The organism is Streptomyces sp. NPDC023573, assembly GCF_055559735.1.
Window position 1 is genome coordinate 225,725 of record NZ_JBVHKB010000008.1, and the last position, 23,581, is coordinate 249,305.

Sequence of the window (23,581 nt, forward strand, 5' to 3'; positions counted from 1 at the left end):
CGGGCGCAGGGGGGGTGACGGTGCGTCGGCGGAGCGGGCCGGGTGCGCGGGCGGCCGCGGGCCGGGTGCGCGCCGGGGCCGCGGGCAGGCGTCGGGGGCCCGCCCGCGGCCGTACGGGCTCAGTAGCCGGCGACGCCGAGCTCGCGGCAGATCTCCACGAGCCGGGGGTGCACGTAACGCCCGTTCTCCTCTATCGCGACACCGTCGAGGTAGATGGACGGGCCGAGCACGCTGCCGTCGGTGTGCGCGGCGGCGACCCACGGTTCGCCGCCGATCCAGGCGCCCTTGGTGCCGATGCCGAGCTCGACGCAGCCGAAGACGCGCTCGTCCTCCACGATCCGGCCCGTCGGGGCGAGTACGCCCGGGTTGAAGCCGAGGGACCAGTGGGCGACGCGGAACATGTTCGGGTCGTCGAAGGACTCCATCCAGCGGCGGAAGGTGTCGGCGTCGGCGCCGCCCTCGATCCTGGTGACGACACCCTTCTCGACGGTGCAGCGGACCGGGGAGCGCAGCAGTCCGATCTCGTCCGGCGGCCACAGGGCGCCGTCGAAGACGAGAACGCCGTCCTGCGTCTCCTCCAGGGGGTTCCAGGAGATCTGGCCTGACAGCATGACCGTCTCGCCCGGCTTCTCGGCGGGCTTGCCGCGCAGGTTGATCGGGCGGTCGCCGTTGCGTCCCACGAGGTCGGTGCCGTTGGCGGAGGTGATACGGACCTCGTCGGCGGCTTCGAGGAGCGCGACGAGTTCCTTCCCCAGGCGGATGACTCCCTGGAAGTCGGGGCGCCCGACGGTGGCCACCAGCATCTGGACGTCCATGGCGGTGAGGTTGGTGTAGCGGCAGCCGTTCGCCATGGCGGCGCGGAAGGCGTCGGAGTGCATCAGGTAGGAGACCGCGAACTCGATCCACACGTCGGCGTCGGCGATGGCGCCGGCCACGGGGCGGGGCGGCTCCATCGAGGCGCCGGGCAGCGTCTCGTACCAGACGATGACGGGGTGCGCGCCGGCGGCGGCGACTGCCTGGGCGGTCGCCTCGATGACCCGGCGGTCGCTGCTGGTGTCCCCGGTGAGGACGACGTCCTCACCGCGCTTGACGAGCATGACCTCCTCGACGAGCTTGCGTGCGGCCAGCGCCAGTTCGAAGCTGAGGTACTCGGAACGCGGTTCGAGCCTGCTGTACATGTCCACGGTGGGGGTTCTCCTTGCCTTGCGGGTGGTGCGGGTGGTGGCTTGCGGGACCCGCCCTGCGGGGCCGGTCCCGCAGGGTCAGGTCTTGAGGATCTGGGCGGAGTCCCCGAGCGAGCTGCCGGCGATCACCCCGGCGCCGATCAGGTTGAGTTCCTCGTCGGCGGCGGGGCCGCGCAGCCTGCGGTAGACGACGCGGACCGCCAGCGCGCCGAGGACCAGCCAGCAGGCCTGCGGGGTGAGGATGAGAAGGCCGGTGGCGAGCATGACGCCCATCTGGCGCCGGGTTCCGCCGATCAGCTGGATGGCGGCGCCGGGAACGGCCCAGAGCAGCATGGTGCGTACCGCGTCCGGGTCGCTGAGGCCGCTCTTGATCGTGTCGGCGTACACCTTGGCGACGGGAGGGATGAGGCCCTGTCCGAAGTAGGAGCGCCAGGCGACGGCGACGACGGCCAGGGCGACCGCGAAGCCGATCAGGGCGGCCAGGAACTGCTGGCGGCGGCCCTCTCGCTCGTAGGGGTCCCAGGGGCGGTGGTCGCGGCGGAGGAGCCAGCCGGCCTTGAGGTCGTACCCCATGTCGGCGAAGGCCGGGCCGGTGGCGGAGACGTATCCGATCAGGAGGGCCAGGGGTACCGAGGGGATGCCCATGGCGAGCCCGAGGATCAGGAAGATCAGGGTGACGGCGAAGGACGGGAACCAGCCGGACTGCATGGCGGCGAGGCCGACGATCAGTTCGTGGACCAGCGCGGCGAAGGCGGCGAACAGGACCCAGCCGATGATCCCGAGCGGGCTCATGTCACCGATGAGCCCGCCGAGTACGGCGAGTACGACGGCGCCCGCGGTGAACAGTGCGTAACCACGGACGAGGGCGAGCCGCAGGGCCCGCTCGTCGACGGTGTACTCGACGGTCGGGTCGGCGACTGCGAGGGTGCTCGCCGGCTCCTCGGCGGCCCTCCGCTCCCGCCGCTGCTTCTTGCGGGCACGGCGGCCGGCCAGCATGTGGACGGCCTGTCCCAGGGCGACGACGCCCGCGCCGACCATGACGCCGTGCGGGATGAACCCGGCTCCCAGGTCGGTGTCGAAGAGGTCGGGGCTGTACTGGCGCAGCATCAGGCCGATGCCGAACATCATCAGCGCCCAGACGTTGCCCAGGAAGGCCACACCGGCGGCGGACAGCGGCAGACTGAGGAGTGTTCCGGCCAGACCGACGGCGGTACCGCCGGCGAGGATCAGTGCCCGGCGGCCTCCCCGGTCGCCGGCCTTGATGGTCTCGGCGGCGGCCGTTCCGGGCGGCCACGCGGCATCGGCGGGCAGCAGCCGGGACCCGAAGGCCCGGTAGAGCACCCAGGCGTCCACGAGCAGACCCATGAACGATCCGGCCAGCATCGGCCAGACCAGGTCCTCGCGTCCGAAGACGTACGGAATGGCAACGGACGTCAGCAGCGCGTTGGCCGACGCGAAGGTGGCGGCGGAGATGGCGCTCTGGGCGAGGTTCTGCCGGTGCACGGAGCGCATCCGGCGCAGGAAGCCGAGCGGGATGCGGCCGATCAGCATGGCGACCAGCGCGCCCACGACGGAGGTGTTGGCGGAGATGCCCAGCTTGGACACCAGGTCGATGCCGATCACGGCGCCGACTGCGGCGAGCACGACCAGGATGACGAGCAGTACGGGTTCGAAGACCCGGGGGTGGGCTCCGGTGTCGTCGGGGTGGGAGCGGGACGGCGGCGGTTCGCGGTGCGGGGCGGAGGCTTGGTGCGCCACGTGGCACCCCCTTCGGTGAGCAGGACTGGGGAGACGCCGTCCCTCGCCGGTGCGCGGGCAGGGCGGGGCGCACCGGCGGCGCGGGGCGTCGCGGGGTCGGGCGGTATGCGGTTGAGGCCGGTTCAGCCGCCGAGCGCCGCGGAGATCTCCGCGGCTCCGGCACGCACCAGCGGTACGAGGGCGCCGACGGCCCGGTCCACACGGTGGGACGGGCCGATCACGGTGAGGGAGGCCGCTGCGGCTCCGCCCTGGAACACGGGGGCGGACACGGCGGTGACGGCCTCGTCGTACTCGCCGTAACTGACGCAGTGCCCGTCGGCACGGACCTGGGCGTAGCAGGTGAGCAACGCGTCCAGGTCGGTGATGGTGCGGTCGTTGAAGCGGAGGAGTCCCGTGGGACCGAACATCTGCTGGATCTCGCGTTCGGGGTGGTACGCGAAGAGGGTGTGGCCGGAAGCTCCGGCGTGGCCGGGCATGACCGCGCCGATGATGGCCGTGTAGCGGACGGGCCCGGTACCGTCGACGGCTGCGGCGCAGCGGTAGCTGGAGCCGTGCGGCACGTTGAGCACGACGCTCTCGCCCGTCTCACGCAGGAGCCGGGCGAGTATCGGGCGGGCGAGCGACGGCAGCACACCACTGTGTTCGCCGACCCGTGCGAGCCGGGACAGGGCGGGACCGGGACGGTAGCGGCGACTGGTGTCGTCGCAGATCAGGAACGCGCGGGCGGTCAGGGTGGTGAGCAGCCGCTGGACCACGGCCTTGTCCCAGCCATGATGGCGCGAGAGCTCGCTGACTCCCCACTCGGGGCGCTGCTCGGTGAAGGTGAGCAGGACGGCCAGGGCCCGATCCACGGTCTGCAGGACGCCGGGCGCCTGGGGTGCGGCTTCGACCGGGGTGGTGTCGGCGCCGTGGTCCGCCATGGGCCGGCCTCCTTCGTTCCGTGCGGGTGGTTCGTGCGCCGACCGTGTGGTCCCCGGGCTGTCCCCGGGGCTTGTCGGTGCGGAAATCGCAACGACGTTGCGTTTTCTGGCGAAAGAATGCGGGTGCCCGGACCAGGTGTCAAGGGTGTCCAGGAGTTTCGTTCCGGCAGCACGAAGACCTCCGTCGGGCGGTGGTGTCCGGGCTCACCGCACGACGGAGGTCTTGGGGTCCCGCGGCGATACCCGGGTGGCGGGCATCGCTGCGGGTCGATGCGCAGGGGTTCTTCGATTCGGATCTGTCAGCGCCGGTCCGGAGGGCGGGAGGCCTGCCGGACCGGCCCGGAGGAGACTCTAGGAATCCGAGGTGCGCTCTGAGGCGTCCTCGCGCGGGACCGGCTGTTCGACCAGGGCGAGCACCCTGGTCGCCATGAAGCGGGCGGTACGGACAACTGATCCACTTCGGGTGACTTCACTCACTTCCACCACCCCCCGGCGGACTGCTGTCTCCACCCTCCGGCCTGCTCTGGAGGCCACCACTTCGTACGTCCTGGTCGTGTCACCCGCGTCCACGACTATTTCCACACGATCGCCCTTCATTGATCCAATCCCCCTTATGCGACGGTCCTTTGAGATCTCGCACGGGTCACGGAACCTGGATCTCCGGCTCCCTGACCACTCCTCAATTCTCCCACCGGGCACTGACAATCGATGGGCCGGTGAGGGCGCGGCCTCTGAGCGCGCCGCGCCACGGGTACGTAAGCTGTGCCTCGTCAGGCGGACCGGCAGCGGGGATGGGCAGACGATGGCGATGATGCGGCTCCGGCGCGAGGACCCGCGTGTCGTCGGCTCGTTCAGGCTGCACCGGCGGCTGGGCGCGGGCGGCATGGGCGTCGTCTATCTGGGTTCCGACCGCCGGGGCCAGCGGGTGGCGCTCAAGGTGATCCGGCCCGATCTGGCGGAGGACCAGGAGTTCCGCTCGCGTTTCGCGCGCGAGGTGTCCGCCGCCAGGAGGATCCGCGGCGGCTGTACGGCCCGGCTGGTGGCCGCCGATCTGGAGGCGGACCGTCCGTGGTTCGCGACGCAGTACGTGCCGGGTCCCTCGCTGCACGACAAGGTCGTCGAGGAGGGTCCTCTGCCGGCGGCCGAGGTGGCCTCGATCGGGGCGGCGCTCTCGGAGGGCCTGGTGGCGGTGCACGAGGCGGGGGTCGTCCACCGTGACCTGAAGCCGTCCAACATCCTCCTCTCCCCCAAGGGCCCCCGGATCATCGACTTCGGCATCGCCTGGGCGACCGGGGCGAGCACGCTCACCCATGTCGGGACGGCCGTCGGTTCGCCGGGCTTCCTGGCGCCCGAGCAGGTGCGCGGTGCGGCGGTGACCCCCGCGACGGACGTGTTCTCCCTGGGCGCCACCCTGGCCTACGCGGCGATGGCGGACTCGCCCTTCGGGCACGGGAGTTCCGAGGTGATGCTCTACCGCGTGGTGCACGAGGAACCGCATCTGTTCGATGTGCACGACGCGCTCGCCCCCCTCGTACGGGCCTGTCTGGCGAAGGACCCGGAGGAGCGGCCGAGCACCCTGCAGCTCTCCATGCGGCTCAAGGAGATCGCCGCGCGCGAGGCGCAGGGGCTGCAGGAGCGCCGTCCGCCCGCCCAGCGGAGTGCGCACGAGCTGGACCGGCCGACCGGCCGCATGGAGGGCCCGTACACCGAACAGGCGACCCGGCGCACGGCCGGCGGGTCCGCTCAGGAGTCACGCGCGCCGGGCGGCCGGCGCCCCGCGTCATCGCGTCAGGCGGCTCCCCGCACGGGCGGTTCGCAGTCGCGGTCGACGCGGGGCGGCCCACGCTCCGGTCAGCAGCCTCACGGGCCCAAGGGTACGAACGGCAGGCAGGCGTCGAGGCCCGGTGTACGGACGACCTCGGCGGGCAAGGGCGGGAAGCGGAGGCCGGCCAACCCGCGGCTGCTGCGTCAGCGGATCGTCGTCTTCGTCGTGGTGACGTTGCTCGTCGCGCTGGGCATCGCGGCCGCCCAGGGCTGCCAGGGTCCTGCGCGCGGGCTGGGGGACCCGTCGTCACAGACGCACGACGGGGCCTTCGGCCACCCCGCGCAGGGGCACGGGGCGGACCGGATGCAGGCGCAGGCTCAGGCGGACGGGACCCGGGTCGCGTAGAAGGCGACGGCGGAGGCCGCTGCGACGTTGAGCGAGTCGACTCCGGCGTCCATCGGGATGCGTACGTGCGCGTCGGCCGCGACGAGCGCCCCGGGCGTGAGGCCGTCACCCTCGGTGCCGAAGACGAGTGCCAGCTTCTCGTGCTGCTGTGCGACGAGTTCGTCCAGGGTGATCGACGTGTCGCTGAGGCAGAGCGCGGCAGTGGTGAAGCCCGCCCCGCGCAGCAGTCCGACGTCCTCGGGCCATGACGTCAGACGGGTCCAGGGGACGTGGAAGACGGACCCCATGGAGACCTTGACCGCCCGCCGGTAGAGCGGGTCGGCGCAGCGCGGGGTGAGCAGGACGGCGTCGACGCCGAGTGCGGCGGCGTTGCGGAAGGCCGCACCGAGATTGGCGTGGTCGACGATGTCCTCGAACACGGCGACCCGCCGTACGTCCCCCCGCTCCGGGGACAGCAGCGTGCCGACGCCGGGAAGCGGCTTGCGCCGCATGGAGGCGAGGGCCCCGCGGTGCACGTGGTAGCCGGTGACGCGTTCGGCGAGGGCCGGTGTGACCGCGTAGACCGGTGCCGTGGCCTCGTCGATCACGTCACGCATGACGTCGGTCCACTTGGCGGAGAGCATCATGGACCGCATCTCGTACCCGGCGTTCCCGGCACGCCGGATCACCTTCTCGCCCTCGGCGATGAAGAGGCCCTCGGCGGGTTCACGCCGTCGCCGGAGCTCGACGTCGGTCAGTCCCGTGTAGTCGCCCAGGCGCGGGTCGTCCGGGTCGTCGACGGTGATGAGTTCGGCCACGGGGCTACTGCTTCCGGTCCTGGTCCGTGCCGACGGCGACGACGTCACCGATGACGATGACGGCCGGGGGGCGGACCTCTTCCGCGACGACCCTCTCCCCGACGTCCGCGAGGGTCGCGTCGACCCTGCGCTGGGCTGCCGTGGTGCCCTCCTGGACCAGGGCCACCGGTGTGCCGGGGGACTTGCCGTGGGCGATGAGGGCCTGCGCGATGGCGCCGATCTTGTCGACGGCCATCAGGAGGACCAGGGTGCCACGCAGCTGTGCGAGCGCCTTCCAGTCGACCAGGGACCGCGGGTCGTCGGGTGCCACATGGCCGCTGACCACCGTGAACTCGTGCGCGACGCCTCGGTGGGTGACGGGGATGCCCGCCGCTCCCGGCACGGAGATCGAGCTGGAGATGCCGGGGACGACCGTGCAGGCGATCCCCTCGGCGGCCAGGGCCTGTGCCTCCTCCATGCCACGGCCGAAGACGAACGGGTCGCCGCCCTTGAGGCGGACCACGGACCTGCCGGCCTTGGCGTGGTCGATCAGCGCCTGGTTGATCGCCTCCTGCGCCATGTACCGGCCGTACGGGATCTTCGCGGCGTCGATCACCTCGACGTGCGGCGGGAGCTCGTCGAGCAGGTCGCGGGGGCCGAGGCGGTCGGCGATGACCACGTCGGCCTCGGCGAGGAGACGGCGGCCGCGGACCGTTATCAGGTCGGGGTCGCCGGGGCCGCCGCCCACCAGCGAGACGCCGGGGGCACGGGTGCGGTGGTGCGGGGCGGCGAGGGTGCCGTCGCGCAGCCCTTCCACGATCGCGTCGCGGACGGCGGCGGAGTGCCGGGGGTCGCGGCCCTGGGAGGTGGTCGTGAGGACGGCGACCGTGATGCCCTCGCTGCGGCCGGTGGCCGGGGTCCAGGCCGTGGCCGCCTCCGCGTCGTCGCTCCGGACGCACCAGGTGCGGGTGCGCTCGGCCTCGGCGGACGCGGCGTCGTTGGCGGCGGCGTCGGACGAGGCGACGAGGGCGTACCAGGTGTCGGCGAGGTCGCCGTCCTGATACCTGCGCCGCTCCCAGTGGATCTCACCGGTGTCGGCCATCGCCTCGACGGACGCCGTCGCCGACGGGGACACCAGGGTGATGTCGGCCCCGGCCGCGATGAGGGCGGGCAGCCGGCGTTGCGCGACCTGGCCGCCGCCGACGACGACGACGCGGCGCCCGTTCAGGCGCAGTCCGACGGGGTAGGCAGGGTGATCGTCATGCTCGGCCATGGTCGTGCGGGCTCCTCGTGCAGGGTGCGGTGTGCTGCGGGCCGCTGCGGCGGTGGAGCGGCGGTGACGTGGGCTGGGTGAGGGGGTGACGCGTGGGACCACGATACGGGGTGGCGGGCGCGGCACCAGGGCCGCACGACGGGCCGCCCCCGGCGGGCCCGGAGGCCGGGGACGGCCGGCCGCACCCGGGTGTGCCCGCGCTGCCCGGACGGGCCCGTCGGGCGCGTCCGGGCGCGTGGCGGTTACTTCTCCGTGACGCCTGCGGAGTCGAACGTCGCCACCTCGTGCATCGCGCGGGCCGCGCTCTGCACGATGGGGAGCGCGAGCAGCGCGCCCGTGCCCTCACCGAGGCGGAGGTCGAGGTCGACCAGCGGACGCAGACCCAGCTTGTTGAGCGCGGCGACATGCCCTGGTTCCGCGCTGCGGTGCCCCGCGATGCACGCGGCGAGCGCCTCGGGGGCGATCGCCCGGGCGACCAGCGCGGCGGCGCCGGCACTCACACCGTCCAGGATCACCGGCGTACGGAGTGAGGCTCCGCCCAGCAGGAAGCCCGCCATGGCGGCGTGCTCCAGGCCGCCGACCGCCGCCAGTACGCCGATGGGGTCCGTCGGGTCGGGCTGGTGCAGGTCCAGGGCGCGCCGCACCACATCGACCTTGCGGGCGTGCATCTCGTCGTTGATCCCGGTGCCGCGCCCGGTCACCTCCGAGGGGTCCAGGCCGCTGTAGACGCAGATCAGCGCAGCCGACGCGGTGGTGTTCGCGATGCCCATCTCACCGGTGAGCAGGCCCTTGTTCCCCGCTGCCACCAGGTCGCGGGCGGTCTCGATGCCCACCTCGATGGCCGCGAGGACCTCTTCGCGGGTGAGGGCCGGACCCGTGGTGAAGTCGGCCGTGCCGGCGCGGACCTTCCTGGGCAGCAGGCCGGGTGTCGCGGGGAGTTCGGACGCCACACCGACGTCGACGACACATACCTCGGCGCCGACCTGGGCGGCGAAGGCGTTGCAGACGGCTCCGCCACCGAGGAAGTTGGCGACCATCTGGCCGGTGACCTCCTGGGGCCACGCCGTGACGCCCTGGGCGTGCACCCCGTGGTCACCGGCGAAGATCGCGACGGCGGCGGGCTCCGGGACCGGCGGCGGGCAGAGCCGGGAGAGCCCGGAGAGCTGCGCGGAGATGATCTCCAGCATCCCGAGCGCGCCGGCGGGCTTCGTCATCCGCTTCTGGCGTTCCCACGCCTCGCCGAGCGCCTTGGCGTCCAGCGGGCGGATGCCGGCGATGGTCTCCTGCAGGAGGTTGTGCGGCTCCTCGCCCGGCAGGGCACGGCGGCCGTACGTCTCCTCGTGGACGACCCAGGACAGCGGACGGCGCTTTGACCAGCCCGCCTGCATCAGTTCGGGCTCCTCGGGGAATTCGTCGACGTATCCGACGCAGAGGTAGGCGACGACTTCGAGGTGTTCGGGCAGGCCGAGCGCCCGGACCATCTCCCGCTCGTCGAAGAAGCTGACCCAGCCGACACCGAGTCCCTCCGCGCGGGCCGCCAGCCACAGGTTCTCCACGGCGAGCGCCGAGGAGTACGGGGCCATCTGGGGCTGGGTGTGCCGGCCCAGGGTGTGGCGGCCGCCGCGGGTGGGGTCGGCGGTGACGACGATGTTCACGGGCGTGTCGAGGATGGCCTCGATCTTCAGTTCCTTGAACTGCTTGGCCCTGGCCTTGGGCAGCGACTTGGCGTACGCCTCACGCTGACGCTGGGCCAGTTCGTGCATGGAGCGGCGCGTCTCCGCGGAGCGGATGACCACGAAGTCCCAGGGCTGCGAGTGGCCGACGCTCGGCGCGGTGTGCGCGGCCTCCAGGACGCGGAGGAGGACCTCGTGGGGGATCGGGTCGCTGCGGAAGCCGTTGCGGATGTCGCGGCGTTCCCGCATGACCCGCAGGACGGCTTCGCGCTCGGCGTCGTCGTAGCCGGGGGCGGGGAGGGAGGCGGGGAGGGAGGCGGGGGCCTCGGCCTCGGCGGCCTCGGCGGGGCCTGCATCGGCCACGGCTTCGACTGCTTCGGTCCCCTCCGGCGCCTCGACACGGGCAGGGGCCTCCTGGGGAGCTTCCTCGGCAGGGGCGGGCGCGGCCCCGGCCGCCGGGGCCTCGGCCACCAGGGGCTCGGCTTCCGCTTCTGCGGTCTCGGGCTCCGGGGCCTCCGGGACGACGGCCTCGGGGGTCTCGATGACCTCAGGTCCGGTGCCGGGCTCCGGCTCCGGCTCCGGCTCCGGCAGGATCTGGGGCCCGGCCTGCGGTACGGCGACGGGCTCGGCAGCCGGCTCGGGCTCCGCCACCGGCTCCGCGACGACGGCCGGCTCCGGCACCTCCACGGCCTCGGGCACGGCCGGGGCGGGCTCCGACGCGGGGGGCTCGACGACGGCGGCCGGCTGGGGCTCCACGACGGCAACCGGCTCGGCGACGGCAACCGGCTCGACGACGGCAACCGGCTCGGGCTCCACGACGGCGACCGGCTCGACGACGGCAACCGGCTCGGGCTCGGGCTCCACAACGGCGACCGGCTCGACGACGGCGGTCCCGGCCGCGGGGGTCGGGGCGAGGTGCGGAGCCGTCGGTACGGAGCCCTCCACGGGCACGAACTCCCCCACCGGCTCAGCCGGGGCGGCGGCCTCGACGGGCAGTTCGACGGGAGCGTCCGCAGGCGCCTCGTCGGCAGCGTCGACCGGTACGGACGCCGGGACCTCGGCCGGTGCCTCCGCGGGACGCCCCTCCAGCGACTCCACGGGCGCCTCCGGGAGTACGGCCGCGACCGGTTCGGGAGCGACCGTTTCTGCGGGGGCGACGGGCGGGGCGGGCTCGGCAGCCGCGACGGGTTCGACCGGCTCGGCGGGCGCGACATACTGCTCGGCGGGCGCCACAGGCTCCGCCGCCGGAGTCACCGCCTCGGGTGCCACGGCCGGCGCCGGCGCGCCCCACGCGGGCGCGCCCTGGGGCGGGATCTCGCCCAGCTGCGGGCCGGGCAGCGTCGGCGCGTCGTCTGCCGGGACGTCGAAGTACTCAGGCCCCGTCGTCGGCGGTCCGGCGTGCCGCACGGGCATGGGGTTCTGCGGGCCGGCCGGACCCCGGTCCGCGAGAGAGCGGACCACTCCGCCGGTCGGCGTTGCCCCGTAGGAGGGCGCCTCGGTGGACGCGGGACCCCGGTGCAGCGGGCGCCGGGCCGGCGCGGCCGCGACCGGGACCTGGGCGGGTGCGTGCGCCGGGTACTGCTCGGGCAGGCCCGCCGGTGCGGCCGGGGCGTCGCTCCACGCCCCCTGGGAGGCGGGCATCAGGAGGAGGTCGTCGTCCTCTGACGTGTGCTCGGAGGGTTCGAGGTAGGTGTAGGCGTCCGGGGCGGGGACGCCCGGCTGCTCCACCATGCCTGCGTTCTCCGGCAGTCCCTCGCCCGGGATCTGGCCGGTGTCAGTCATGCGTACCCCTCGCCCATCGTCAGTGCTCCTTCGCCCTTCGCCCGGGATGCCCGAACCACGGCACGCCGGTGCTCGTCAACTAGAACGAGCGGGCTCCCCGCGCGGCACGAAACGCACGCGGAGGTATACATTCTCGCGGCCGTTCGCCGCCGCGACAGACAGTTCTGCCTCGGCTCGCTGTGGACTGCGCCACGTTGCGCGTCCCCCGGTTGCGCCGTACCACATCGCGGACCAAAACGGTCCACTTTTCCGGACATTGACGAACGAACCGTCGAACAGCCGGGCGCGGTACAACAATCGGTCAGCTTACCTCGCGGTCCCCCGCGAACACTTCAGGGGGCGAGGTCGGAACGCACCGCGGAGAGCATGAACACCACGGAGCGTTCACGTTCCGCCCAGACGGAGGTGTCCAGTTCGACGGACTGGAGCAGCGCGCATTCGACCGTGTATCCGTTCTCACCGAGCGCCGCGCCCAGCGCCTCCGCCTCGTCCCGGTTCGAGGCATGGGTGACGATGCGTTCCGGCCGCCGGTCCGCGACCGCCGTGACCACGGGCACCCCGCCGCCTCCGATCCGTACGACATCGGGCTCGGGCAGGCGTTCCAGGACGTGCGGGGCGCTGCCCATGACGACCTGGACGCCGACCTGGAAGGTGCGGGCGGCGGCGGCCGTACGCGCGCAGGCGTCGGGATCGCTGTCCACGGCGAGCACCGCGGCGCCGAAGCGGGCCGCTTCCACGGCGAGTGCGCCGCTGCCGGAGCCGATGTCCCAGACGAGATCGCCGGTGCGTGGTCCGAGCCGGGCGAGCTGGGCCGCGCGGAGCCCGGGGAACTCTCCCTCGCCGCTCTCCCCCGCGCCGCCGTACACCGAGGGCGGCAGGGCCCAGCCGCGGGGGCCGTCGGGACGGCGGCCGGCGATCCAGGCGCTGCTGGCGGTGGTCTCGGGACCGCCGCCGATGGCGATGACGACATTGGGGTCGCGCCAGGTGTGGTCGGCCGTCTTGTCGGAGGTGAGGACGGTGACCCGCTCGCGTGCGGTGCCGAGCTCCTCGCAGATCACGAAGGTGCGGTGGACGCCTTCGAGCAGCAGGGCGAGTTCGGCCGGGCCGGCGCCGGGGGACGTGAGTACGGCCACCTTGTGGTGGGCGCGGATGACGTTGACCGCGCGGCGCAGGGTGCGGGGGTGGGCCACGACCGTCTGCGCGTCGTCCCACGGCATTCCGGCGCGGGCGAAGGCGGTGGCGACGGACGAGACGGCGGGGACGACCTCGACCTCCAGCCCGTGTTCGGGCTTGCGCAGGGTGCGTACGACGCCGAAGAAGCCGGGGTCGCCGTCGGCGAGGACCACGGCGCTCCCCCGGTGCCCGGCGATCCTGCGGGCGGCCAGGTCGACGCTGCCGAGGCGGATCCGTTCCGCGCGCCCGGGCACTTCGGGGAGCGCGAGGTGGTGCGCGGCGCCGGCGACGAGCGTGGCGGCCGAGAGCGCGGCGGTGGCCGCGCCGGTCAGTGGCGAGCCGTCCCAGCCGATCACCGTGACCCGGTCGGCCATCGTCGTCAGTCTCCTGGGGTGTGAGCAGGCGGGGAAGTCTCCGCGGGATGCGCGGAGCAAGGGTGAGCGTATCCGGTCCGTACCAACGCCCCGCCGGGGGCTCCCGTAGCCAGGAGGTCAGTTCCAGTCGTTGTACGTGCCGTAGCCGCCCGCGTCGGCCAGCTGCTCGGCGACGCCCTCCAGGTCCTCGGGCAGGAGTCCCCACACGATGAGGTCGGTCCTGATGTCGGCCCAGCCTCCGTCCTCGGTGGCGGTCCTGGCTATGCGGGCGTTCCGCAGGACTCCCTCGCTGATGCACCCCAGTTTCTGGGCGACCTGCTGGGAGGCCGTGTTCCCGGCGGGCGTGCGCAGTTCGATCCGTTCGAACCCCTGGTCGCGGAAGAGCCATTCGGCGAGGGCCAGCACGGACTCGGTGGCGTATCCCTCACCGCGCGCCCAGGGGGCGGTGATGTAGCGGACCTCGGTGGCCAGGGTGCGCCGGTCGGTGTTGAGGAGCCGCACGGAACCGACGAGGCGCTGGGTGAGGAACTCGGTGACGGCGAAGACGATGCCGTTGCCCTGGGAGCGTTCGGCCGGGGCGATCCTGCGGACCCAGCGTTCGGCGTCGACCTGGGTGTACGGGTACGGGGCCTCGGTCCAGGCGGTGACGAGCTCGTCGTTCATCATCTCGATGTACGCCGGGACGTCGGCCATGTCGAAGGGGCGCAGCACCAACCTGTCCGTGCTGATGGAGATGGACGGGAAGGTGGTAGTCATGCGCAGCTCCATGCAGAAGACCGTGTAAAGCCACCAGCATGCAGCATCGGGGCGTGGATGTGCATGGCCGGGTCCGCACGGCGGAGCCCCGCACACCCTGGTGCGGGCGTGCGGGGCTCGTGGGGCAAGTGGTGCCCGGGTGTCAGGACTTGGCGGGCTCGCCGAAGGCGGGGACGATGGCGCCGTCGTAGGTGTCCTCGATGAACTTCTTGACCTCGTCGGAGTTCAGGAGCTTCACGAGCTTCCGGACCCGGGGGTCGTCCTCGTTTCCGTCCTTGACGGCCAGGAAGTTGGCGTACGGGTTACCGTCGGCCTTCTCCAGCACCAGGGAGTCCTGACCCGGCTTCAGGTCGGCCTCGATGGCGTAGTTGCCGTTGATGACGGCGGCGTCGACGTCGTCCAGGGCGCGGGGCACGGTCGCGGCCTCGATCTCCTTGAACTCCAGGCCCTTCTTGTCCGTGATGTCGCTGAGCTTGGCGTTGGTGCCCACGCCGTCCTTGATGCTGATCAGCCCGTTCTCGGCGAGCAGCTGGAGCGCGCGGCCCTCGTTGGTGGTGTCGTTGGGGACGGCGACGGTCTGGCCCGCCTTGATGTCCTTCACGTCCTTGACCTTCTTGGAGTAGAGGCCGAGGGGCTCCAGGTGGACGTCGACCACCGGGACGATGTGGGTCTTGTTCTTCTTGTTGAAGTCGTCCAGGTAGGGCTTGTGCTGGAAGAAGTTGGCGTCGACCTGGCCGTTCTCGGTGGCGGTGTTCGGCAGGACGTAGTCCGTGAACTCCTTCACCTCCAGCTTGAGGCCGGCCTTGTCCGCCAGGTTCTTCTTGACGTAGTTCAAAATGTCGGCGTGCGGCGTCGGGGACGCGGCGACGACGAGGGCCTTGGAGGTGTCGGCGTTCGCACCGGTCTCGCCCTTGGCGGCCGGGTCGGAGTCCGTACCGCAGGCGCTGAGGCCGAGGGCGAGGGCGGCGGCCGCGGCGGCGGTAGCGGTGATCTTGATGTTCTTACGCACGAAGAGTGCCTCTTTCCGGTGGTGGTGCGCCCGGACAAGGAGTTCGGGCTTCTTGGGGAGAGAAGTCAGGAGGAGGTGCGGCCCCGGCGGGCCAGCAGGCGTACGGCTCCGTCGCCGATCAGCTGGACCACGGTCACGATGACGATCAGCAGCACGACGGTGATGAGCATGAACTGGTTGTCGAAGCGCTGGAATCCGTAGGTGACGGCCTTGGAGCCGAGCCCTTCGCCGCCCACCGCGCCCGCCATCGCGGAGTAGCCGATGAGCACGATCACGGTCGTGGTGACGCCCGAGACGAGCGAGGGCAGCGCCTGCGGCAGCAGGACCTTGCGGACGATCGTCGGGACGGACCCGCCCATGGACTGGACGGCCTCGACGAGTCCGTGGTCGACCTCGCGCACCGCCGTCTCGACGAGCCGTGCGAAGAAGGGGATGGCGCCGATGGCGAGGGGCACGATCATCGCGGAGGGGCCGATGAAGGTGCCGACGACCCAGGTGGTGAAGGGGATCAGGGCGATCAGCAGGATGATGAACGGCAGCGAGCGGCCGATGTTCACGATCACGCCGATGACCTTGTTCACCACCGTGTTCTGCAGCAGTCCGCCCTTGTCGGTGAGGACCAGCAGGATGCCGAGCGGCAGTCCGCCGATGACGGTGACGAGGGTGGACCAGAGCACCATGTAGAGGGTGTCGATGGTTCCCTGCGAGAGCAGTGGCTGCATTTCGGACCAGGTCACTTCGCCACCTCCTTGGTGATCGCGGCGGGGGTCCGAGAAGGGATGCCGGGGGTGGCGGGCTCGCCGTCCACGACCTCGGCCTGGAGGCCCTGCTCGCGCAGGAAGCCGATCGGTACGACGTTCTCCTCGAAGCGGCCGGGCAGCTCGATGCGCATGCGGCCGATCTGCCTGCCGCCGACGGTGTCCATCGCGGCACCGAGGATCGAGATGTCGATGTTGTAGGTCCGGGAGAGCTGCGAGATCACCGGCTGGGCCGCGGCCTCGCCGTGGAAGGTGACGTCCACGACGGTGGAGCCGGGGCCGGAGGCGGTGCCCCCGACGGGGAACAGCTCGTGGGCCAGCTCGGAGCCGGGGGTGGACAGCAGCTCACCGACGGTGCCCGACTCGACGATGCGGCCCCGCTTCATCAGCGCGGCGGAGTCGCAGACGGTCTTGACGACGTCCATCTCGTGCGTGATGAGCAGGACGGTGAGGCCGAGCTCCTGGTTGAGGTCGCGCAGCAACTGCAGGATGGAGCGGGTGGTCTCGGGGTCGAGCGCGGAGGTCGCCTCGTCGGAGAGGAGCACCTTGGGGTCGCCCGCGAGGGCGCGGGCGATGCCGACGCGCTGCTTCTGGCCTCCGGACAGCTGACCGGGGTATGCCTTCGCCTTGTCGGCGAGACCGACGAGATCGAGGAGTTCGAGCGCCTTGCGGGTGCGTTCCTGTCCGGAGACCCCGAGGATTTCCAGGGGGAGCTCGACGTTGTCGCGGACGGTGCGCGAGTCCAGCAGGTTGAAGTGCTGGAAGACCATGCCGATCCGGTTGCGCGCCCGGCGGAGCTCCTTGCCGGCGCGGCGGCCGCGGCCGGCGAGGGCGGTCAGGTCCTGTCCGGCGACCGTCACGGTGCCCGAGGTGGGGCGTTCGAGGAGGTTGACGCAGCGGATGAGGGAGGACTTGCCGGCGCCGCTCTGTCCGATGACGCCGTAGACCTCGCCCTCGCGGACGTGCAGGTCCACGCCGTCCAGGGCGGTGACCTCTCGGCCGCGTGACTGGTAGACCTTCGTGAGGCCCGAAGTGGTGATCACAGGGTTTCCGTCACTGTCGAGTGCACGGCGCGGTGTCCGCCGGGCACGGGGCATTCGTCTGATGAGACTGTTCTCAGTGGTCGACCGGTGGGAGTCTCCGCACGGCCCGGCCGCGGCGTGGCCGCTGGGCGCGGGACATGGGCGGGCCGGCTCGGTCCGCCGGTGGCGGACGGCGCGGACCCGGTCTCGCTTCGGGGCGCGAGGCTCAGGCGGGGGCCCTCAGAAGGCGCGCATTCGACACGTACAACGAGCACCGGGCGTCGGGATCGCCTCGGTCGCAGGGCTGCGGTAGCTCGTCGTGGTCATGGCCCAAGTAAAACAGACGTAACGTTCCGGCGACCCCCCGTGTCCGCATAGCGGACAGCCGTGGATACGTGCACCCTGCGGCAGTATTCTCTTCGCGCACCGCCCTGACCTGCAAAAACGCGAGCAGGTCCACCTTTCACATTACCGGCGGGCCGGACGCGCTGTGCGCACCCTGTGGCAAAGGCCACGCTTCCCGGAGACCGCCCGCGCCCGCCGGGCGTCCGGGCCCGCACGCGGTGGCTCCGCCCGTCCGTAATACCCTCACTTCATGCTTGACGCCCTGACGGTCGCGGTCGCCGTGACCGCGCTCGCCCTCGCCGCCTGGTGCGGATTCGCCGCCTACCGGGACCAGCCCACGAAGGACTGGCACTTCATCGGCATGGCGGTCGTGTCCGTGCTGGCGTTGGCGCAGCTGCTCGTGGGGATCGTGCAGCTGGTGCGCGGTGAGCGGCCCGACCAGGGCATGACGATCTTCATCGCCTATCTGATCGGCGCGTTCGCGGCCGTGCCCGCGGCGGGTTTCCTGTCGCTGACGGAGCGGACCCGCTGGGGTTCGGTGACGGTGGCGGCCGGTGCGGTCGTGCTCGCCGTCCTCGAAGTACGGCTCTACGGCATCTGGGGAAACTGACCTTGAGCGACACCGACCACACGGGGAAACCCGCGTCCCCGGCCCCGCAGACCGACGCCCCGCAGACCGACGCCCCGCAGACCGACGCCCCGCGGCAGAAGCAGCAGTTCGACCTCGGCACCGGGCCGGGGCGGGTGCTGGTCTGGTTCTACGGGGTGTTCACCGTGGCAGCCGCGTCCCGTTCGATCGTCGAGATGATCCTGGACTTCGGCAAGGCGCCGCTCGCCTACGTCCTCTCCGCCGTGGCCGCCGTCGTATACGGCTTCATCACGTACTCGCTGGTGAGGGGCGGGGAGAAGGCTCGCAGGGCGGCGCTGGTGTGCTGCGCCGCCGAGCTCGCCGGCGTGCTGATCGTCGGGACCTGGACGCTCCTGGAGCCGTCCGCCTTCCCCGACAGCACCGTGTGGTCGGGATTCGGCATGGGCTACCTGCTCATCCCGGTGATCCTGCCGGTCACCGGGATGATCTGGCTGCGCCGCGCGCGTATCGCCTGACGCGGGGCCTACGGGAGCCGTCAGGCACCTGGTTCAGGCGCTGGTCACATAGGCGGGGGCGGTGGCGTCCTTCTCCAGCAGGACCAGCCGGACGCCGTCACCTCCGGTGGCGTTGCCCACCTGCGCATAGCCCGCCTTGCGGTAGAGCCGCAGATTGCCTTCGCTGCGCTCCCCCGTGTGCAGACGGAAGCGGGTGGCCGAACGCCCGTCTGCCAGGCCGGCTTCCGCGGCCCGCAGGAGCCGTGTGCCGAGGCCGTGGTTACGGAGCCGGGGGTGGACGCAGAGCTTGCCGATCCGGCCTGCGCCGTCGGCGTCGGTGAAGCCGCGTACCGAGCCGACCACTTCGTCGCCGAGCCGGGCCACGAACACCAGATCCGTGGCGAGTTCGTCCCGCACCGAGTCGAGGGTCTGGACGAGTGGGTCGATCCGGTAGTTGCCGTAGAGCTCCGCCTCGCTCTGGAAGCAGAGGTACTGGAGTCTGAAGATCTGCTCGACGTCCTGTGCTGTCGCCGCCGAGATGGTCACGCTCATGCCCATGTGTGCATGCCTCCCGCTCACCTGTCCGCCGGTTGTCTACCGCTCCATTCCCCGCAGTTCAGGAGCTACAACCTCCGCCGCCAGCATTCTGCGCAGACATCCAAGGCATCGGGAACGCATCGGGCCCAAACTCCCCTGTGACATACCCAACTCCCCTGCGATTTCCCGGTACGTCGGGTCATGGGGGGCCAGCATCGCCTCGAGTAACCGGGGGCACCTGCCGGGCAGCCGGCCCACCGCGGTGCGCAGCGCACGGCGTTCGTCGGCTCCCACCGCGATCCGTTCGGGGCAGCCCGTCCAGTCGTCCGGGGGCTCACCGGCGGTGTAGGCGCGCTCGCGCCTGCTCCTGCGGCGGGCGACGCGCGCCTCGGCCCGCACGGCGGCGCGGACCCAGCGGGCAGGGTCGGTGGGCACGCCCGGGCCGGGCCGGCGTTCCAGCAGCTTCAGCCACACCGACTGCTCCAGGTCCGCGGCCTCGACGCCGGCGGCCTGGGCCTCGGCTCCCGCCTCGGCGCGCACCAGCGCGTGCAGGGCGCGCACGAGGGCCCGGACGCCGTCGCCCGGTGCCTCGGCCGGGGCCGCCGGAACATGATCAAGAAGTGTCATGCCCCGTCAACGCTTCCCGCGCCTGGCGGGTTGCCGCGCTCGGGGAGCTCCACCCGACCGGGGCACGAGGACCGGGCGGCTGACGCGCGCCCGGCCCCGCGGCTCAGCCCTCGGCGAAGTCGGCTGCCGCGAGCAGGGCGGTGTCGGGGTTGTCGGAGAAGATGCCGTCGATCCCCGTCTCGAAGTACGCACGGGCAGCGCCGAAGACGTCGCCGTACGCGTTCGGGTCGGTGCCTCGCCGGAAGTCCGCCGGCAGGAAGGTGTTCTCGTTGCGCAGCGTGTACGGGTGCAGGACCAGGCCCCGCGCGTGCGCGTCCGCCACCAGGGAGGTGGGGGACGTCAGCCGTCCTTCGCCGTCCCTGGGGATGACGAGGTCCAGCGTGGGGCCGATGCCCTGGGCGAAGGACGCGATCCACTTCAGCCCGGCGGGCTTCACCAGGTCGGCGACCGTACGGGGGTCGCCGGCCTCCACGAAGTCCCACGGCCTCTCCTTCGGGCCGGACAGCAGGACGACGCGGGGGGTGGCGACCAGCTCCGACAGCCGCCGCATCGAGCTGGGCTCGAAGGACTGGAGGATCAGCGCGGAGTCCGCCCGGTGCCGGCCGTGGCGGCGCAGCAGCTTGGCGAGGGGCTCCTCCAGGCCGAGGCCGAGGCCCCTGAAGTAGGAGGGGTGCTTGGTCTCGACGTAGAGCCAGACGGGCTCGCCCCGCCTGCGGCCTTCCTTGTCCGCCCAGCGCAGGACCTCTTCGAAGGTGGGGATCTCCCAGCGGCCGTCGTACAGCGTGTTCTCCTGGCGGTTGCCGGGGATGCGCTCCTTGGCCCGGAGGGTCTTCAGCTCGGCGAGGGTGAAGTCCTCGGTGAACCAGCCGGTGAGCGACACCCCGTCGACCCGCTTGGTGGCCTTGCGGCTCGCGAACTCGGGGTGCTCGGCGACGTCGGTGGTGCCGGTGATGTCGTTCTCGTGGCGGCAGACCAGGTGGCCGTCCTTGGTCGGCACGAGATCCTGCTCGACGATGTGCGCGCCCATGTCCAGGGCCAGCTGGTAGGAGCCGAGGGTGTGCTCGGGGCGGTAGCCGCTGGCGCCACGGTGGCCGACGACGGTGGGCACGGGCAGGTTCCGGTAGCCGCCTCGCCCGTCCGGGGCGCCACGCCCGGCGGCGTGCGCCGTCCCGGTGGCTCCGAGGGCCGTCGCGCCGAGGACCGCCGCCCCCAGGAGTGTCCGCCGGCCGGGCCCGTTCTGCGCGCGCTCTGTCATAAAATGCTCCTCGCATGTGATGTCCGGCACCTTCGGGGCGAGGCTTGATCGTAGGCAGCTACGCCATCGGTGGGGCGGACCGTGGACGAACATGGCGGAAACACACGTCAACACTGCGTATCCGCCGGGTGAACCCGATGTGCGCAGAGGCAGTACCCGCGAGTATCGTCCTCACCTGCACAGACCCTCGCGAATTCCCGCCCCGGCCGCCCGGCCACGACACCGGAGGATGCGTTGTCCCGACTCACGGTCATCAAGGCAGTGCTCGGACCGATCCTGCGCCTGCTCTTCCGGCCACAGGTGGAGGGCGTCGAGAACATCCCGGGTGACGGCCCGGTGATCCTCGCGGGGAACCATCTGACGTTCATCGACTCGATGATCATGCCGATCTGCTGCGACCGTCCGGTTTTCTACATCGGCAAGGACGAGTACGTCACGGGCAAGGGCTTCAAGGGCCGGCTGATGGCCTGGTTCTTCACCGGCTGCGGCATGATCCCGGTGGACCGGGACGGCGGCCGCGGCGGTGTCGCGGCGCTGATGACGGGCCGCCGGGTGCTGGAGGAGGGCCATGCCTTCGCCATCTACCCCGAGGGCACCCGCTCCCCCGACGGCCGGCTCTACCGGGGCCGTACGGGTATCGCGCGGCTGACCCTCATGACCGGCGCGCCGGTCGTGCCGTTCGCCATGATCGGCACGGACAAGCTGCAGCCCGGCGGCGCGGGCCTGCCCCGCCCGGGCAAGGTCACGGTCCGCTTCGGTGAGCCGTTGGAGTTCTCGCGCTACGAGGGCATGGACCGCGACCGCTACGTCCTGCGGGCGGTGACCGACTCCGTGATGGCCGAGGTCATGCGCCTGTCCGGCCAGGAGTACGTCGACATGTACGCCACGAAGGCCAAGGCCGCCTGAGCCGGACGGGTCGCTCCGGTGACCGCGCGCGACCGCGCCGGGTCACTCACTCGTCGGGGATGATCCCCTCTTCCAGCTTCTGGCCGCGCAGGAGGAACCACGCGGCGACCGCGGTCGCGAGCAGCACGACGGCACCGACCGCCGCCGACACCCGCAGCCCGTTGACGAAGGCCTCCTGGGCCGCGACGACGAGCTCGCTCCCCTGCTGTGCGGGGAGGTGTTCCGCCGTCTCCACGGCGCCGCCCAGCGACTCGTGTGCCGCCGTCGCGGCAGGGGCGGGGATCCCCTCAGGGGTCCCGAAGCCCTTGTAGACGCCCGTCACGATGGACCCGAGCAGCGCGATGCCGAGGGCCGCCCCGAGCTCGTACGCCGTCTCGGACACCGCGGACGCGGAGCCCGCCTGTTCCTTGGGGACGCTGGAGAGGATCACGTCGGAGGTGACGGTGAAGGCGAATCCCGCCCCGACGCCCACCACCAGGAGCAGGACCCCGATCAGGGGGTAGCCGGTCTCCTTGTGGATCACCGTGACCACGGCGAGCGACACGCCGATGGCGCCGAGCCCGACGGCGACCACGGAGCGCACGGAGTAGCGGCGCGCCACCCTCCCCGCCAGCAGGCCGGCGGTCACCGCGCCGACGGCGGCGGGCAGTTCGGCGAGGCCGGCCTCCAGCGGGCCGCGCCCCTGGACCAGCTGGAGGAACTGGGAGAGGAAGAAGACGATCCCGGACAGGCCGAGGATGGTCAGCAGGTCCGCGAGGACCGCTCCGGAGAATCCCCTGTGGTGGAAGAGCCGCATGTCCAGCAGCGGGGCGGGGAGCTTCAGCTGTCGGCGCACGAACCAGGTGAGCGCCAGCACACCCGCTACGGCCGCCACGACGTTCTCCGCGCTCACGCCGTGCGCGGCGGCCTCCTTGATGGCGTACACGACGCCGATCATGCCGACCAGGGAGAGTCCCACGCTGAGCAGGTCCCAGGGCCCCGGTGCCGGATTCTTCGACTCGGGGATCATCTTGATGCCCACGACGACGAGGACGGCCATCACCGGGAGGTTGATCAGGAAGACCGAGCCCCACCAGAAGTGCTCCAGCAGGAGCCCGCCCACGACGGGCCCGACGGCGGCGCCGGCCGAGGCCATCGCACCCCAGATTCCGACGGCGAGGCTGCGTTCGCGCGGGTCGTGGAAGAGGTTGCGGATCAGGGCGAGCGTGGACGGCATCAGAGTGGCGCCGGCGACACCGAGCAGTGCCCGGGCCAGGATCATCATCTCGGGGCTGGACGCGTAGGCGTTCAGGACGGAGACGGCGCCGAAGGCGGCGGCGCCGGTCAGCAGCAGCTTCTTCCGGCCGATGCGGTCGCCGAGGCTGCCCATGGAGACCAGGAGTCCGGCGATTACGAAGGAGTAGACATCGCCGATCCACAGCAGCTGGGTGCCGGTCGGTTCGAGGTCCTCGCTGAGGAACGGCGTCGCCAGCCCGAGGACGGTGGCGTCGACGGCGACGAGCAGCACGGCCAGGACGAGGACGGTGAGGGCGATCCACCGGCCCGGGTGGTGCGTGTCGCCCGTGACGCCCGCCTTCGCATGGGTGCTGCTCATTTCTCCACGCTCCGACGTGCTCCGCCCAGGAGCAACTCGACGATCATGTACGGGAAGTCCTGCGCGGCCACCCGGCCGGTCTGCACGGACCACGCGCAGCTCCCGATCAGGCCGTACAGTGCCTCGGTCAGCCAGGCGGGTGTGAGGTCGATCCTGAGTTCGCCGCGTTCCTGGCCGCGCCGGAAGAAGGCCGAGACCCGGGCGTCCAGACGGCTCCATCCCTCGTTGACGTCGTCGCCCTCGAAGAGCTGGTTCTCGGTGACGAGGAACGACAGCAGCCCGGCGCTCGGTTCGACGGCCGCGATCAGCCGCCGGAGTCCGTCCTCCGCGGTGCCCTCGTCGAGCGCTGCGGAGTCCAGGGCCGCCTCGAACTCCCGGATGCCGAGGTCCTCCAGCGCTCCGACCAGGGCGTCCCGCCCGGCGAAGTGCCGGTGCAGGGTGGCCCGGCCGATGCCCGCGGCCCGGGCGACCTCGTCCATGGTCGCGGTGGACTTACGGGTCAGCAGGGCGGCGGCGCTCCGCAGAACCTGCTCGCGATCAAGAGTCATGAGACAACGTTAGCTCACCTGAGACATTGACGTCCCACCCCCTCCCCCCGTTCGCACG

Annotated in this window: 21 protein-coding genes; 4 read left to right on the forward strand and 17 right to left on the reverse strand. The window is 71.9% G+C overall.

Annotated features, from left to right (window positions below; translation table 11 throughout):
* Positions 1 to 119: 119 nt before the first annotated feature.
* The 4 genes from ACZ32T_RS25625 to ACZ32T_RS25640 form a co-directional block, all read right to left on the reverse strand.
* A complete protein-coding gene (locus tag ACZ32T_RS25625) occupies positions 120 to 1,178 on the reverse strand; it encodes a 2,5-dihydroxypyridine 5,6-dioxygenase NicX family protein (RefSeq protein ID WP_467265064.1) in 1,059 nt (352 codons plus the stop codon).
* An 84-nt stretch (positions 1,179 to 1,262) separates the two neighbouring features.
* Complete coding sequence (locus tag ACZ32T_RS25630) at positions 1,263 to 2,942, reverse strand: OPT/YSL family transporter (RefSeq protein ID WP_467264741.1); 1,680 nt, start codon at positions 2,940 to 2,942, stop codon at positions 1,263 to 1,265.
* A gap of 122 nt (positions 2,943 to 3,064) precedes the next feature.
* Complete coding sequence (locus tag ACZ32T_RS25635; protein ID WP_467264739.1) at positions 3,065 to 3,862, reverse strand: IclR family transcriptional regulator; 798 nt, start codon at positions 3,860 to 3,862, stop codon at positions 3,065 to 3,067.
* 351 nt (positions 3,863 to 4,213) lie between these two features.
* A complete protein-coding gene (locus ACZ32T_RS25640) occupies positions 4,214 to 4,459 on the reverse strand; it encodes a hypothetical protein (protein WP_467264738.1) in 246 nt (81 codons plus the stop codon).
* 205 nt (positions 4,460 to 4,664) lie between these two features.
* Here ACZ32T_RS25640 and ACZ32T_RS25645 point away from each other — a divergent pair, with 205 nt between their 5' ends.
* A complete protein-coding gene (locus ACZ32T_RS25645) occupies positions 4,665 to 6,032 on the forward strand; it encodes a serine/threonine-protein kinase (protein WP_467264734.1) in 1,368 nt (455 codons plus the stop codon).
* On the opposite strand, the gene ACZ32T_RS25650 is transcribed toward ACZ32T_RS25645, so the two are convergent.
* The 8 genes from ACZ32T_RS25650 to ACZ32T_RS25685 form a co-directional block, all read right to left on the reverse strand.
* Complete coding sequence (locus ACZ32T_RS25650) at positions 6,005 to 6,829, reverse strand: TrmH family RNA methyltransferase (protein ID WP_467264732.1); 825 nt, start codon at positions 6,827 to 6,829, stop codon at positions 6,005 to 6,007. The genes ACZ32T_RS25645 and ACZ32T_RS25650 overlap by 28 nt on opposite strands.
* Before the next feature lie 4 nt (positions 6,830 to 6,833).
* Complete coding sequence (cobA, locus tag ACZ32T_RS25655) at positions 6,834 to 8,081, reverse strand: uroporphyrinogen-III C-methyltransferase (RefSeq protein ID WP_467369214.1); 1,248 nt, start codon at positions 8,079 to 8,081, stop codon at positions 6,834 to 6,836.
* A gap of 242 nt (positions 8,082 to 8,323) precedes the next feature.
* Positions 8,324 to 11,536, reverse strand: a complete 3,213-nt coding sequence (gene cobT / locus ACZ32T_RS25660) for a nicotinate-nucleotide--dimethylbenzimidazole phosphoribosyltransferase (protein WP_467369216.1) — start codon at positions 11,534 to 11,536, stop codon at positions 8,324 to 8,326.
* A gap of 332 nt (positions 11,537 to 11,868) precedes the next feature.
* Positions 11,869 to 13,083, reverse strand: coding sequence for a precorrin-6y C5,15-methyltransferase (decarboxylating) subunit CbiE (cbiE, locus tag ACZ32T_RS25665; RefSeq protein ID WP_467369218.1), 1,215 nt, complete (start codon positions 13,081 to 13,083; stop codon positions 11,869 to 11,871).
* 117 nt (positions 13,084 to 13,200) lie between these two features.
* A complete protein-coding gene (locus tag ACZ32T_RS25670; protein ID WP_356712390.1) occupies positions 13,201 to 13,839 on the reverse strand; it encodes a GNAT family N-acetyltransferase in 639 nt (212 codons plus the stop codon).
* A 142-nt stretch (positions 13,840 to 13,981) separates the two neighbouring features.
* On the reverse strand, positions 13,982 to 14,848 hold the full coding sequence (locus ACZ32T_RS25675; RefSeq protein WP_467264724.1) for a MetQ/NlpA family ABC transporter substrate-binding protein: 867 nt from the start codon (positions 14,846 to 14,848) through the stop codon (positions 13,982 to 13,984).
* Positions 14,849 to 14,913: 65 nt separating this feature from the next.
* Entirely contained in the window at positions 14,914 to 15,585 is a 672-nt protein-coding gene (locus ACZ32T_RS25680; RefSeq protein WP_467369220.1) for a methionine ABC transporter permease, read from the reverse strand.
* Entirely contained in the window at positions 15,582 to 16,649 is a 1,068-nt protein-coding gene (locus tag ACZ32T_RS25685) for a methionine ABC transporter ATP-binding protein (RefSeq protein ID WP_467369223.1), read from the reverse strand. The genes ACZ32T_RS25680 and ACZ32T_RS25685 overlap by 4 nt, the downstream gene beginning before the upstream one ends.
* Before the next feature lie 574 nt (positions 16,650 to 17,223).
* On the opposite strand from ACZ32T_RS25685, the gene ACZ32T_RS25690 reads away from it, so the two are divergent.
* Both ACZ32T_RS25690 and ACZ32T_RS25695 read left to right on the forward strand, forming a co-directional pair.
* Positions 17,224 to 17,583 carry a hypothetical protein gene (locus ACZ32T_RS25690; protein ID WP_467369225.1) on the forward strand — a complete coding sequence of 120 codons (360 nt, stop codon included), beginning with the start codon at positions 17,224 to 17,226 and terminating at the stop codon, positions 17,581 to 17,583.
* Positions 17,584 to 17,585: 2 nt separating this feature from the next.
* Positions 17,586 to 18,077 carry a hypothetical protein gene (locus tag ACZ32T_RS25695; RefSeq protein ID WP_467369227.1) on the forward strand — a complete coding sequence of 164 codons (492 nt, stop codon included), beginning with the start codon at positions 17,586 to 17,588 and terminating at the stop codon, positions 18,075 to 18,077.
* Between the two features lie 33 nt (positions 18,078 to 18,110).
* Here the strand turns inward: ACZ32T_RS25695 and ACZ32T_RS25700 are convergent, their stop codons facing one another.
* The 3 genes from ACZ32T_RS25700 to ACZ32T_RS25710 all read right to left on the reverse strand — a co-directional run bounded on the left by ACZ32T_RS25700 (position 18,111) and on the right by ACZ32T_RS25710 (position 20,475).
* Positions 18,111 to 18,614, reverse strand: a complete 504-nt coding sequence (locus ACZ32T_RS25700; RefSeq protein ID WP_467369229.1) for a GNAT family N-acetyltransferase — start codon at positions 18,612 to 18,614, stop codon at positions 18,111 to 18,113.
* A 36-nt stretch (positions 18,615 to 18,650) separates the two neighbouring features.
* Positions 18,651 to 19,220, reverse strand: coding sequence for a sigma-70 RNA polymerase sigma factor region 4 domain-containing protein (locus ACZ32T_RS25705; RefSeq protein WP_467369231.1), 570 nt, complete (start codon positions 19,218 to 19,220; stop codon positions 18,651 to 18,653).
* A 103-nt stretch (positions 19,221 to 19,323) separates the two neighbouring features.
* Positions 19,324 to 20,475: a glycerophosphodiester phosphodiesterase gene (locus ACZ32T_RS25710; RefSeq protein ID WP_467369233.1), complete on the reverse strand. Its 1,152-nt coding sequence runs from the start codon at positions 20,473 to 20,475 to the stop codon at positions 19,324 to 19,326.
* A 234-nt stretch (positions 20,476 to 20,709) separates the two neighbouring features.
* Here ACZ32T_RS25710 and ACZ32T_RS25715 point away from each other — a divergent pair, with 234 nt between their 5' ends.
* Entirely contained in the window at positions 20,710 to 21,381 is a 672-nt protein-coding gene (locus ACZ32T_RS25715; RefSeq protein WP_356712377.1) for a lysophospholipid acyltransferase family protein, read from the forward strand.
* Between the two features lie 46 nt (positions 21,382 to 21,427).
* Here ACZ32T_RS25715 and ACZ32T_RS25720 read toward each other — a convergent pair whose 3' ends face one another.
* Both ACZ32T_RS25720 and ACZ32T_RS25725 read right to left on the reverse strand, forming a co-directional pair.
* Positions 21,428 to 22,975 carry an MFS transporter gene (locus ACZ32T_RS25720; protein WP_467264706.1) on the reverse strand — a complete coding sequence of 516 codons (1,548 nt, stop codon included), beginning with the start codon at positions 22,973 to 22,975 and terminating at the stop codon, positions 21,428 to 21,430.
* Positions 22,972 to 23,523, reverse strand: coding sequence for a TetR/AcrR family transcriptional regulator (locus ACZ32T_RS25725; protein ID WP_467369235.1), 552 nt, complete (start codon positions 23,521 to 23,523; stop codon positions 22,972 to 22,974). Before ACZ32T_RS25725 ends, ACZ32T_RS25720 begins: the two co-directional genes overlap by 4 nt.
* Positions 23,524 to 23,581 lie beyond the last annotated feature (58 nt).